At 68.5% G+C, this 11,944-nt stretch carries 9 protein-coding genes; 5 read left to right on the top strand and 4 right to left on the bottom strand.

Going from position 1 to position 11,944, the window contains the following annotated elements; genetic code table 11:
* Nucleotides 1-117: 117 nt before the first annotated feature.
* Together FZ029_RS27030 and FZ029_RS27025 are read right to left on the bottom strand one after the other, a co-directional pair.
* Nucleotides 118-1,257 (bottom strand): NAD(P)/FAD-dependent oxidoreductase, encoded by a 1,140-nt coding sequence (locus FZ029_RS27030; protein WP_149272765.1) that lies wholly within the window; start codon nt 1,255-1,257, stop codon nt 118-120.
* Entirely contained in the window at nt 1,254-4,253 is a 3,000-nt protein-coding gene (locus FZ029_RS27025; RefSeq protein WP_149272764.1) for a LodA/GoxA family CTQ-dependent oxidase, read from the bottom strand. The genes FZ029_RS27030 and FZ029_RS27025 overlap by 4 nt, the downstream gene beginning before the upstream one ends.
* Before the next feature lie 341 nt (nt 4,254-4,594).
* Here FZ029_RS27025 and FZ029_RS27020 point away from each other — a divergent pair, with 341 nt between their 5' ends.
* The 4 genes from FZ029_RS27020 to btsR all read left to right on the top strand — a co-directional run bounded on the left by FZ029_RS27020 (nt 4,595) and on the right by btsR (nt 9,854).
* Nucleotides 4,595-6,115 carry a malonyl-CoA synthase gene (locus FZ029_RS27020; protein ID WP_149272763.1) on the top strand — a complete coding sequence of 507 codons (1,521 nt, stop codon included), beginning with the start codon at nt 4,595-4,597 and terminating at the stop codon, nt 6,113-6,115.
* Nucleotides 6,116-6,248: 133 nt separating this feature from the next.
* Complete coding sequence (locus tag FZ029_RS27015; RefSeq protein WP_149272762.1) at nt 6,249-7,046, top strand: polysaccharide deacetylase family protein; 798 nt, start codon at nt 6,249-6,251, stop codon at nt 7,044-7,046.
* A 385-nt stretch (nt 7,047-7,431) separates the two neighbouring features.
* On the top strand, nt 7,432-9,129 hold the full coding sequence (locus FZ029_RS27010) for a sensor histidine kinase (protein ID WP_149272761.1): 1,698 nt from the start codon (nt 7,432-7,434) through the stop codon (nt 9,127-9,129).
* An 8-nt stretch (nt 9,130-9,137) separates the two neighbouring features.
* A complete protein-coding gene (gene btsR, locus FZ029_RS27005) occupies nt 9,138-9,854 on the top strand; it encodes a two-component system response regulator BtsR (RefSeq protein WP_149201483.1) in 717 nt (238 codons plus the stop codon).
* Here the strand turns inward: btsR and FZ029_RS27000 are convergent.
* Nucleotides 9,829-10,554 (bottom strand): aspartate/glutamate racemase family protein, encoded by a 726-nt coding sequence (locus tag FZ029_RS27000; RefSeq protein WP_247892523.1) that lies wholly within the window; start codon nt 10,552-10,554, stop codon nt 9,829-9,831. The two genes, btsR and FZ029_RS27000, sit on opposite strands and share 26 nt — an antisense overlap.
* 168 nt (nt 10,555-10,722) lie before the next feature.
* On the opposite strand from FZ029_RS27000, the gene FZ029_RS26995 reads away from it, so the two are divergent.
* The gene (locus FZ029_RS26995) at nt 10,723-11,670 is read left to right on the top strand and encodes a YihY/virulence factor BrkB family protein (RefSeq protein WP_149272760.1); all 948 of its coding nucleotides are present in this window, start codon (nt 10,723-10,725) and stop codon (nt 11,668-11,670) included.
* Here FZ029_RS26995 and FZ029_RS26990 read toward each other — a convergent pair.
* Entirely contained in the window at nt 11,618-11,812 is a 195-nt protein-coding gene (locus tag FZ029_RS26990) for a YbdD/YjiX family protein (RefSeq protein ID WP_149272759.1), read from the bottom strand. The genes FZ029_RS26995 and FZ029_RS26990 overlap by 53 nt on opposite strands.
* Nucleotides 11,813-11,944 lie beyond the last annotated feature (132 nt).

Genomic DNA, 11,944 nt, shown 5'->3' with positions numbered 1-11,944 from the left:
CGCGCAAACTTCGTTTGCGCTGACGCGACAGGCGGACCATAGGTCCGCCGAAGGTGGGGAGAAGGTTAGGATGAGGGGGTTCGGCACAGCCGAAAAGATCCTCGAAATGCATCCCCCTCACCCCGACCCTCTCCCCGGGGGGGAGAGGGGGAGTGCCAGGCGCCGGCTCCAGAAAGGGCGATCCTGCCATCGGCGTTCCAGGCCGTACCAGGCGCTGAGATGGGCATGGTAGGCGTCGTGGATCGGAGCGAGGCCGGCGGCGTAGCCGGGCAGCGCGCCGGGATCGCCGGACAGGTGGCGGTCGGCGGCTTCGGCGGCGGCCAAGCCGGTGTAGAGCGCGTTGAAGATGCCCTGCGACGACAGCGGGTCGAAGCCCAGCGCGGCGTCGCCGACCGCCAGCCAGCCCTCGCCCGACGCCGGGGACAGGCTGCTGCTGTGGGCGGCGCAGAAACCGCCCCTCCCCTCCCCCTGCCCGTCCGCTTCGAAACCGCAGGCGCGCAACGAGTCTGAAAGGACGGAACAGGTGGACAACCGGCGCAGCAGCGATGCCGTGTCGCGGGCATCCGCCGCTGCGGGCAGGTCGGCGTCGGTGTGGAAGGCCACCACCCGGCGGCCGGCGGGCAGCGGGGCGCTGTACCACCAGCCGTCCGGCTCCGCCTCGATCCAGGTCAGGCCGGACTGCCGGCCGGGGGCATCGAAGCCATGGACCCAGCCGCAGACCAGCCGGTCCGACACCGCCCGCAGGGCGCCGAAGCGCTTGGCCAGCGGCGAGCCGCGCCCGCCGGCATCGACCAGCAGGCGGGCATGGACGGGAATGCGGCGGCCGGCGGTCTCCACCTCCAGCAGCCAGCCCTGCCCTGCCCTGTCCACCGACAGCGTCTGGGCCGGGACCAGCAGGGCGGCACCGCGTGAGGCGGCCACCCGGCGCAGCCAGCCGTCGAAACGGCCGCGGTCGAGATGCCAGCCCGGCCCGTCGAGGTCGCGCAGACTGTCGGCCTCGACCGGCAGCGGCCCGCCCCAGACCGACCGGCCGCCATGGCAGGGGGAATGGCCTTCGGCGAGGAAGGCCTCCCACAGCCCCATGTCGGCCAGCAGGCGGCGCGCCGCCGGGGCCAGCGATTCGCCGATGCGGATGGCGGGGCCTGCCCGCCGGTCCAGCACCAGCACCCGGTGCAGCGGCGCGAGGTTGAGGGCGAAAGCGGTCCCGGCGGGGCCTGCCCCGACCACGACCGCATCCGCCTCGACGGGTGTCGTCACCGCAGCCCGCGCGGGAAGCGGCGGACCTTGTCGATCCGGCTGAGGTCGACCGGCTGGGTCGCCCGCAGCCCGGCCCCGCCGCCCGACGGGGCAGGCGGCTTGCCGGACATCGTGCGGTGGGCGGCGCGAACCGCCTTGGTGTCGACGGTATCGTCCACGTCGGGGATCGGGATGTGCTGGTCCTCCACCTCGATCAGCGGCGGGAACAGCCTGGTGCCTTCCGGATCGGTCGGGCCGGGATTGACCTCGACCACGCCGAGATGGTCGAAGTGATGGATCATGTTGTTGATCTGGTCGGTGTAGCTGGTGGTGCCCAGCGGCGCCACCCAGGCGGCGCGGTTGGCGAAGGCGGCCAGACGCACCTGGGCCGGCTGGGCGGCGTCCATCACGATCCGGTAGTTCTCGCGGGTCAGCACCTCGTTGGGCACGCGGGCCGGCCAGAAGGTCGGGACGTTGGGGTCGTAGGCGGGATCGTAGCCGGAGCGGCAGCTGCCGGTGTCGGTCTGCCACGGCACCGCCATCCAGCGGGTGATGCCGCCGGGAAGCTGGCCATAGAGCGGGCCGTTGGGAATGGTCACGGTGTCGCTGGACAGGATGGCGCCCATGCCCGGCTCGACCCAGCCCTTCGGCGCGTGGGCGAAGCGGAACGGCTCCATATACATGGTGGCGGCGCGCACCGGCCACGTCATCTCGCAGCCGGGATGGAAGGCGTCGGCGAGGCAGAAGTCCAGTGCGGCGCGGGTCAGCACGTCGCCCTGCTCGTCCAGCGGCACCTGATCGAAGTCGGTGTAGACCGGGACCTTGCCCCAATCGTCGTCGAAATCGCCGGCGACCCACTGGTCGAGGAATTCCAGCTGCGTCTTGGTCAGCGAGGTGTACTGGCGCGGCGTCTCGGCGGGCGGGATGTTCATCGCGTCGCCATAGACCCAGGGCCAGGGCATCGGCGACCAGCTGTCCACCGCATCGTGGCGGAAGGAGTTCTTCAGCACCCGCCGGGTTTCCTGGTTGGCGAGGCTGCGGTCGCTGAGCCGCGCGATCCACTCCGGCTTGGTGAAGTCGTTGGCGGAGTTCCAGCCGAACCCGGCGGCGAAGCCGGCATTGACCCATTGCAGCCCGGTCATCCGCTCGAACACCGGATAGATGTCGTGGGTGAAGGACGGGCGGGCCGGCTTGGGCAGGGTTCCTGCCTGGATCGCCACGTCGCGCATCAGGTCCCACATGGTGCGCACCGACTTGCGCTGCGGCCCGTAGTTGGGCGGGGCGACCACGATCCAGGCGGGGGTGACCGGCAGCTCCCTGCCGTTCAGCTTGACGACGGCATCGACCGGACCGTCCGAGGTGTCGTCGTGCCAGCCCTCGTTGTTGCCGAAGGTGATCGCCTTGGTGCCGTTGTAGGAGGAGGAGAAGCCGCGCCCGCCGGTGACCAGCAGGCGGTGGTCGCCCTCCTCGCACCACATGCGGCCGAGATAGACCGGCTCGCCCTGGTGCATGAACTTTCCGGCGACCAGCTTGCGGCTCTGCTTGCCGTGGCCGGCGTGGATCTTCTCTTCCCCGGCATCCAGCACCAGCGCCTGACGGTCGGCGACGGTCGGGTTGCGCAGCGTCGTGGGGTCGGCGGACGCCGCTTCCGGGATGTCGAGCGCCAGCTGGAAGGCATACCAGGCCGACTTCTGATTGGAGAGATGGACCTTCCAGGTGATGTCGGCGCCGCTGTCGGCGGCGGTCAGTTCGCGGACGATCCGGCCCATGGCGTTGACGCCATAGATGCGGAAGCGTGCCGCCTGCGGCAGAAGCCGGCCTTCGGCGTCACGGTAGGGATTCCGCGCCGGGTCGTCGCCGGCCATCAGCGGCTTGGGATTGGGCACCTCGGGGCCGACGACATAGCCCTCCGGCGCATTGCCGATGCGGGCGATGCCGATGGGCGGGTAGATCACCGCCTTGACGATGCAGTCGTCCTTCGGCAACGGCGGCGCCTGGTCGCGCGGCTGCGTCGGCTGCTGCAGCGGCTGGCCGTTGGCCTGATGGCGGACGTCGGCGCCGTGGTTGTAGACCACCTTGCGCACCGCGGCGATGCTGCCCTGCGGCGCCTGCTCCACCGGCGTGCGCCAGATGTTGAAGGCCAACTCCTGCCCATACTCCGCCTGGCCACGGGCGCAGACATCCTGTTTCGGCAGGACCAGCGTCGCCACCGGCTGGTAGGGGTACTTGTCGGTCGACCATTTCTCCGTCGCCTTGTCCAGCGGATAGCCGGCGCTTTTCGGCACCACCTGCACCATGAAGGTGAAGCGGTACTCGTTCTCCAGCAGCCGGTTGGCGAGGTCGGTGGCGAGATAGTTCTTGTCGTCGGTCGGCACGTTGACCGCCGGATGGCCGGGCGGCGGCGTTTCCGGCACCAGCGAGTATTTGGCGTAATGGTCGGGGCCGAAGGCAAAGGGCAAGATCGCCCAGTACTGGGTGGTCAGCACGCTGCCGTCGACCTGGGCCGACATGGCGTCGAGGATACCGTTGGTCTTCGGGTGCTTTGCGAGATAGCCGGGATAGTCCTTCAGGACCGTGCCGGCATAGGTGAACTCGCACATCTCCTCCGCGTTGTCGACGAAGAAGACGGGAAAGTTCTGCATGATGAAGTCGGCGACGTCGCCCGTCTCGCCCAGCGCGTTGATCCCGTCGACGCCCCAGACCTTCAGCCCGATGCCGAGCGTCGAGCCCAGATCCGGCGACGTCGGGCTGGTGTCGCTTGAGAAACGCATCCAGGCCGGCAGTTCATCCCTGGCGAAGACACCGACGCGAAGCGCCTCGGGCCGGTTGGGATCCATCACCAGACGGCCATGGGCGGCCCCGTGCAGCTTGCGGAACACCGCGCGTTCCGCCGGCTTCTGGCCCAGCGCGATGCGCTTCATCTGGCCCATGGCGATGAACATCTCGTCCAGCCGCTGGGTGGCGTTGGTCGCGCAGTCGAAGCAGGGGGGACTCTTGTTGGGGTCTTTGTCCGTCATTCGCTCCGTCTCCTGTATCGTCCGGCGGCGCTGCCGGGGCGGGGTGGGCATTTTTTGGGCGCGGAAAGTTGTGTTCGTTTTCTTATTTTCCCGCGTCGTGACTCGTGCTTACGCGAGCACTTGAAGGGTTTCCACCGGAAATAATCAGACTGGCGCACAATTTTCGTATTTGGGAGAGTCAGTGTTGACGGAGCGCTTCGGCAGTTGAGAATTTTCGAGGCTGTTCGTGTCGGTGGTCTGGAGGCGCGGATGTGGGACGTCCCACAATCCCCGCGTTACGCTGCTCCCCTGCCCCATCGCTGTGTATGATGGGCGATCCGTTCCGCAGGGGTCCGACCAGAATGAGCGACAACTTCTTCGACATCGCCGCCGCGCGCTTTCCCGCCGACGCCGACAGCAGCTTCATCGAGCTGGAGTCCGGCCGCCGCTACAGCTACCGCGACCTGATGGAGATCAGCGGCCGTTATGCCCGGCTGCTGGCGGAGCTGGGCGTCGTCAAGGGCGACCGGGTGGCGGTGCAGGTGGAAAAGTCGGCGGAGGCGGTCTTCCTCTATCTCGCCTGCCTGCGGGCCGGTGCCGCCTATCTGCCGCTGAACACCGCCTATACCAGGGCGGAGGTCGGCTATTTCCTGGGCGATGCGGAGCCGAAGGTCTTCGTCTGCACGCCGGGCAACGAGGCGGCACTGGCCGACACCGCCAAGGGCGCCGGGGTGGGCACGCTGCTGACGCTGGGCACCGGCGGCGACGGCAGTCTGCCGGAACGGGCGGCGGGGCTCGATCCGGAGTTCGACACGGTGGCCTGCACCGCGGACGATCTGGCGGCGATCCTCTACACCTCCGGCACCACCGGGCGGTCGAAGGGGGCGATGATGAGCCACCGCAACCTGTCGTCCAACGCCGCCACCCTGCACCGCATCTGGGGCTTCCGGCCGGACGACGTGCTGCTGCACGCCCTGCCGATCTTCCACACCCATGGCCTGTTCGTCGCCACCAACTGCGTGCTGATGAACGGCACCGGCATGCTGTTCCTCGGCAAGTTCGATCCGGATGCCGTGTTCCGCCTGCTGCCGCGGGCGACCGTGATGATGGGGGTGCCGACCTTCTACACCCGCCTGCTGGCCGACCCGCGTCTGACGCCGGAGGCGGCGGCGCATATGCGGCTGTTCATCTCCGGCTCCGCCCCGCTGCTGGCCGACACCCACCGGGAGTTCCGGGAGCGCACCGGCCACGCCATTCTGGAACGCTACGGCATGACGGAGACCGGCATGCTGACCTCCAACCCGCTGGACGGCGACCGCATCCCCGGCACCGTCGGCTTCCCGCTGCCCGAGGTGTCGGTGCGGGTCGCCGACGAGAAGACGGGGGAGCCGGTCGCGGAGGGCGGGATCGGCGTGCTGGAGGTTAAGGGGCCGAACGTGTTTTCCGGCTATTGGCGCATGCCGGAGAAGACGGCGCAGGAGATCCGCCCCGGCGGCTGGTTCATCACCGGCGATGTCGGCCGGATCGACGAGCGCGGCTATGTCCACATCATCGGCCGCGCCAAGGATCTGGTGATCTCCGGCGGCTTCAACGTCTACCCCAAGGAGGTGGAGACGGTGATCGACGGTATCGACGGCGTGGTGGAATCGGCGGTGATCGGCATTCCCCACCCGGATTTCGGCGAGGCGGTGATGGCGGTGGTGCTGCGCCGTCCGGGCGCTGCGGTCGATGAGGCGGCGGTGGTCGGCGCCTGCAGGGAGCAACTGGCGAACTTCAAGGTGCCGAAGGCGGTGGTCTTCGTCGACGAGCTGCCGCGCAACGCCATGGGCAAGGTGCAGAAGAACCTGCTGCGCGAGGCGAACAAGGGCCGTTTCGGGGCGTAAGGGGAACTCCGGCCGAGGTCCCCAAGAAATCGCTTGTTCGCCGTCCACGGCGGGAGCAATGCTCGGCCTTCTGCCGCGCCCTACCCCTTTCGAAGGGAGGGGCGCGGCGCCGGCTAATCCATGTGCGCCCGCGATGATGACCCTGTTCCGCCGTGCCGTCCTGCCGCTGGCGGCGGCCCTGCTCGCCCTGCCCGTTTCGGCCATGGCCGGGCAGCGCAGCTATGCCGCCACCCATGGCGCCGCTCCCTTCGTGACGGAGCATCTGATCCCCGGATCCGACCTCGACCTCGATCAGGTCGACCGGACCCTGCCGCAGGCGCGGGTGGTGGCGCTGACCATCGACGACGGGCCGGACGCCAATGATCCGCGCATCCTCGACATCCTGCGGGCACATGGGGCGAAGGCGACCTTTTTCTACATCGGCGCCAAGATCCCGGCGCATCACGACATCGCCCGGCTGGTCGCTGCGTCGGGCAACGAGGTCGGCAGCCACACCCAGACCCACCCGATGACCACCGACCTGAAGCCGGCGGAGCGCGAGTGGAACCTGGCGCAGGCGGAGAGGGCGCTGGCGTCGGTCGGGGTGACGGCGTCCTGGTTCCGGCCGCCCTTCGGCGATGTGGACGACGCGCTGGCGGCGCTGGCGCGCCGGCATGGCATGGCGACGGTGCTGTGGACCGCCGACAGCCAGGACTGGAAGGACAGCGGCCCCGACGTGATCCGCCATCGCATCACCGACAGGCTGGTGCCCGGCGCGGTCGTGCTGATGCACAGCACCAAGGCGGCGACCGTCGCGGCGCTGCCGGCGATCCTGGAGGAGGGGGAGAGGCGGGGGCTGCGCTTCGTCACCATGAGCGAATGGGATGCGGCGATGCGGCAATCGGTGACGCCGGAAATGGCGTTGCTGCACCCGGCACCGCGGCGGCGCTGAGTGCCCTAATCTCCCTCTCCCCCCGGGGCTATGGCATTCACACAATTCCAGGCATTCCTAAGCTTCTGGAACAAAAGGAACTTTGCGTCATCCCCGCGAAGGCGGGGATCCAGGAAACTCCGCAGATTAGCGGCGGATGTGGCTGGATTCCCGCCTTCGCGGGAATGACGGCCGACAAAATTGCTTTATTCCAATGTCTTACGTGACGCTGAGATGTGTGAATGTCATAGCCCCCCCGGGGAGAGGGGATGATCCCGACCTTGGGAGACCTTGGCATGCCGTGACCGTAGGGATGCAAGGATGTCCCATCGGCGGGGGCGCCCGGCCGGTGTAGGATGGCGGCGAGCGGCCCCGGTATCGTCAGGCCGCCGTCGGGATTAACGCCATGCCAGTCGAGCCCTTCACCCTGATCCTCTCGCTGCTTCAGCAGATGTGCGTCTATCTGGTGATCGCCTATCTGCTGAGCCGCACGCCGCTGTTCCTGCCCCTGACCCATGTGACGGTGCGCTGGCCGCACAAGCTGGCCTGTTACGCGATCTTCTCGATCTTCTGCATCATGGGGACCTATTTCGGTCTGCACATCGACGACAGCATCGCCAACACCCGCGCCATCGGGGCGGTGCTTGGCGGCATCTTCGGCGGGCCGTCGGTGGGGCTGGCGGTCGGGCTGACCGGCGGTCTGCACCGCTATTCGCTGGGCGGCATGTCGGCGCTGGCCTGCGCCATCTCCACCATGGCGGAGGGGCTGATCGGCGGGCTGGTCCACCGCCATATGGTGCGGCAGGGCCGGATCGAGCCGCTGTTCAACCCGCTGCGCGTCGGCGCCGTCACCTTCGTGGCGGAGGTGGTGCAGATGCTCATCATCCTGGCGGTGGCCCGGCCGTTCGAGGCGGCGATGCATCTGGTGGAGGTGGTGGCCGCCCCGATGATCATCGCCAACACAGCAGGCGCGGCGCTGTTCATGCGCATCCTGCTGGAGCGCCGCGTGCTGGATGAAAAGCAGTCCAGCGCCTTTTCCGCCAAGGCGTTGAAGATCGCCGCGCGTTGCGACGGCGTGCTGCGCGGCGGCTTCAACAGTGAGAACAGCACCCGCGTCGCCCGCATCATCTATGAGGAGACCGGCGTCGGCGCCGTCGCCATCACCGACCGGGAAAAGCTGCTGGCCTTCATCGGCATCGGCGACGACCACCATCTGCCCGGCACGCCGATCAGCTCGCCGCAGACCCATCAGGCCATCGCCAGCAATCAGGTGATCTATGCCGACGGCAACGAGGTGGCCTATCGCTGCTCGATCAGCCCAACCTGCCGGCTGGGGGCGGCGCTGGTCATCCCGCTGGTGGGCGAGGAGGGCAGGGTGATCGGCACCATCAAGCTGTACGAGCCGCGCACCAAGATCTTCTCCACCATCAACCGCACGCTGGGGGAGGGCGTGGCGCGGCTGCTGTCCAACCAGATCCTGGCGGGCCGCTACGAACAGCAGAAGGCGCTGCTGGCGCAGTCGGAGATCAAGCTGCTGCATGCGCAGGTGAACCCGCATTTCCTGTTCAACGCGCTCAACACCATCTCCGCCGTCATCCGCAACGATCCGGAGCGGGCGCGGCAGCTGGTGCAGAACCTGTCGACCTTCTTCCGCAAGAACCTGAAGCGCCCCAGCCAGATGGCGACGCTGGCCGACGAGGTCGAACATGTCAGCGCCTATCTGCAGATCGAGCTGGCGCGCTTCACCGGCCGGCTGGCGGTGGAGATCGAGGTGCCGGAGGACCTGCGTTACGCCCGGCTGCCGGCCTTCTCGCTTCAGCCGCTGGTGGAGAACGCGATCAAGCACGGCACGGCGCAGCTTCTGGGCGATGGCCGGGTGCGCATCGCGGCCCGGCGGGAAGGCGGCGACCTGCTGCTGTCGGTGGAGGACAATGCCGGGCTGTACGAGGCGAAGCCGGGAGGCGACGGGCTGGGGATGACCATCGTCGACCGCCGCATCCGCAACCGCTACGGTGAGGCTTACGGCGTTTCGGTCGCCTGCGAGCCCGATGCCTTCACCCGCGTCACCCTGCGCCTGCCTCTTGAGGAAACCGTGCCCGCATGACGGCCGCCATGAATGTCCTGATCGTCGATGACGAACCGTTGGCGCGGGAGGAACTGCGCCGCATGCTGGAGGAGGCCGCCGACGTCCGCATCGTCGGTGAATGCGCCAATGCCATCGAGGCCATCGGCGCCATCAACCGGCAGGCGCCCGACGTGGTCTTCCTCGACATCCAGATGCCGCGGGTCAGCGGGCTGGAGATGCTGGGCATGCTCGATCCTGAAAGGATGCCGCGCATCGTCTTCCTGACCGCGCATGACGAGTATGCCGTCCAGGCGTTCGAGGAACATGCCTTCGACTATCTGCTGAAGCCGGCCGATCCGGCGCGGCTGGAGAAGACCCTGCAGCGCCTGCGCCGGCAGCGCGCCCCGCAGGAGGTCGGCGTTCTGCCGGGGGCGGCGGAGCTGCGCCATATCCCCTGCACCGGGGTCAACCGCATCACCCTGATGAAGCTGGCCGATGTCGAGTATGTCGTCTCCCGTCCCGCCGGCGTCTATGTGGTGGGGGAGGACGGGCAGGAGCGCTTTACCGAGCTGACGCTCCACACCATCCAGGAAAAGAGCCCGCTGTTCCGCTGCCACCGCCAGCATCTGGTCAATACGGACCGCATCCGGGAAATCCGCTTCGTCGACGGTGGGCTGGCCGAAATCCAGACCACCGGCGGGCACGCGGTGCCGGTCAGCAGGCGCTTCCTGGGCGCGCTCAAGGAGCGGCTGGGGATGGGGTGAAGCCGGCGATGGCCAGTTCCACCGCCGCTTCGGCGTGGATGGCGGTGGTGTCGAACAGGGGAACGGCGCTGTCCTCCGGCTTCACCAGCAGCATGATCTCGGTGCAGCCGAGGATGACCGCCTCCGCCCCGCGCTCCACCAGCCGGGCGATGACCTCGCGATAGGCTTGGCGGGAAGCCGCCTCGACCCGGCCCTGGACCAGCTCCTCGTAGATGATGCGGTGGACGGTGGCGCGGTCGGCCTCGTCGGGGATCAGCACCTCCAGACCGTGGCGGTCGGCCAGCCGGCCCTTGTAGAAGTCCTGTTCCATGGTGAAGGCGGTGCCGAGCAGGCCGACGCGGCGGTGGCCGGCAGCGCGGATGCGCGCCGCCGTGGGGTCGGCGATGTGCAGCAGCGGGATGGCGACGGCGGCCTGCACCTCGGCCGCCATGCGGTGCATTGTGTTGGTGCAGATCAGCAGGAAATCGGCGCCGCCGCGTTCCAGCCGGCGTGCGGCGTCGATCATCAGGGCGGTGGCGTCGTCCCAGCGGCCGGCATGCTGCAACGCCTCGACCTCCGCGAAATCGAAGGACCACATCAGGCAGCGGGCCGAGCGCAGCCCGCCCAACCGGTCGCGGACGCCTTCGTTGACGATGCGGTAATATTCGGCGGAGCTTTCCCAGCTCATGCCCCCGATCAGGCCGATCACCTTCTGCGACACCGGGCGGATCTCCTGCCTTGGATTGGTTGGGACGTCGGTAGAGCCGTGAGTTGCCGTCCGGCCACTGACGCTTTCTTCCTATCACGGCAGCCGGCGGAGCGGGTAGGGCGGGATGGAACGGCCGCCGCCGGTGTTACCGGAGGGAATGATCCGGGACGGAGGTCGGCGATGGGCGGTTTGCGGCGATGGTGGGGGATCGTGGTCGATGCGGCCTATGGCTGGATGAACGACGACGCGATGAGCATGGCGGCGTCCATTGCCTTCTACACCATCTTCTCGCTGGCGCCGCTGGCGATCCTGGTGATCGCGCTGGCCGGGCTGGTGTTCGGTGACGAAGCGGCGCGCGGCGCCTTGATCGAGCAGCTGACCGCGCTGGTCGGGCGCGACGCCGGGCAGACCCTGCAGGATCTGATCGCGCGGGCCGGAGAGCGGGAGACCGGGATCGTCGCCAGCGTCATCGGCATCGGCACCATTCTGGTCGGCGCCACCACCGTCTTCGTCGAGCTGCAGGCCGGCCTGAACCGCATCTGGCGGGTGGCGGCGCCGCAGGAATCGACCATCACATGGCTGGTGCGGGTGAGATTGAAGGCATTGGCGCTGATCGGCGCCATCGGCTTCCTGCTGATCGTCTCGCTGGTGGTCAGCGCGGCGCTGGCGGCAGCCGGCCGCTGGGCGTCGGCCTATATGCCGGCGATGCCATCGCTGCTGTGGTTGTTCGACGTGGTGGTGTCCTGGACGGTGCTGACCGGGCTGTTCGCGCTGATTTACCGCATCCTGCCCGACACCTACATCCGCTGGGCCGATGTCTGGCTGGGGGCGGCGGTGAACGCCTTCCTCTTCGCGGTGGGCAAGTTCCTGATCGGCTTCTACATCGCCACCAGCGGCGTGGTGACGGTCTATGGCGCGGCGGGGTCCTTCGTGCTGATCCTGCTGTGGGTCTATTACTCGGCGGTGATCTTCCTGTTCGGGGCGGAACTGACCCGTGCCTATTCGGAACGCAGCGGCAGCCGGGCGCGGCTCCCCGGACTGAACCCCGAAGCCGGCCCTGGGGTAGGGGAGGGGGCTACCGCCCGCAGCAACCGCGTCCCAGAGTCATCAGGATCTGCCGCGCCTTGAAGGACCGCTCGTCGAGCGGCTCCTCCTCCGGGGCGAGGCGGGCCTGGGCTTCGCGGTAGCGGTCATAGGAATCGTCGTTGAACAGGCGACGCAGGTTGGCGAGGACCTTGCGCAGGGGCGTGCGGGGGCAGGAGCTGTTCATCGGAGATCTCTGGCGGGGGCCGGCGTTGTGGGACGTCCCACGATAGCGCCGTTCCCGTACGCGCCGGGCCGGCTTCCGGCGAGCGGCGGTTTGGCGGCCCGAGCGGCGCATTCCGGGGCTTGAGCGGCCCGA

The organism is Azospirillum sp. Sh1 (assembly GCF_008365135.1).
Classification (GTDB): Bacteria; Pseudomonadota; Alphaproteobacteria; order Azospirillales; family Azospirillaceae; genus Azospirillum; species Azospirillum oryzae.
The sequence above is the reverse complement of the archived record's forward strand: the minus strand, read 5'-3'. Positions and strand labels throughout refer to the sequence as shown.

Bases quoted from the DNA above. Each gene is read 5' to 3' on its own strand.
- FZ029_RS27025 (WP_149272764.1), bottom strand. From the start codon at position 4,253: ATGACGGACAAAGACCCCAACAAGAGTCCCCCCTGCTTCGACTGCGCG.
- FZ029_RS27020 (WP_149272763.1), top strand. From the start codon at position 4,595: ATGAGCGACAACTTCTTCGACATCGCCGCCGCGCGCTTTCCCGCCGAC.
- FZ029_RS27015 (WP_149272762.1), top strand. From the start codon at position 6,249: ATGATGACCCTGTTCCGCCGTGCCGTCCTGCCGCTGGCGGCGGCCCTG.
- FZ029_RS27010 (WP_149272761.1), top strand. From the start codon at position 7,432: ATGCCAGTCGAGCCCTTCACCCTGATCCTCTCGCTGCTTCAGCAGATG.
- btsR (WP_149201483.1), top strand. From the start codon at position 9,138: ATGAATGTCCTGATCGTCGATGACGAACCGTTGGCGCGGGAGGAACTG.
- FZ029_RS26995 (WP_149272760.1), top strand. From the start codon at position 10,723: ATGGGCGGTTTGCGGCGATGGTGGGGGATCGTGGTCGATGCGGCCTAT.
- FZ029_RS26990 (WP_149272759.1), bottom strand. From the start codon at position 11,812: ATGAACAGCTCCTGCCCCCGCACGCCCCTGCGCAAGGTCCTCGCCAAC.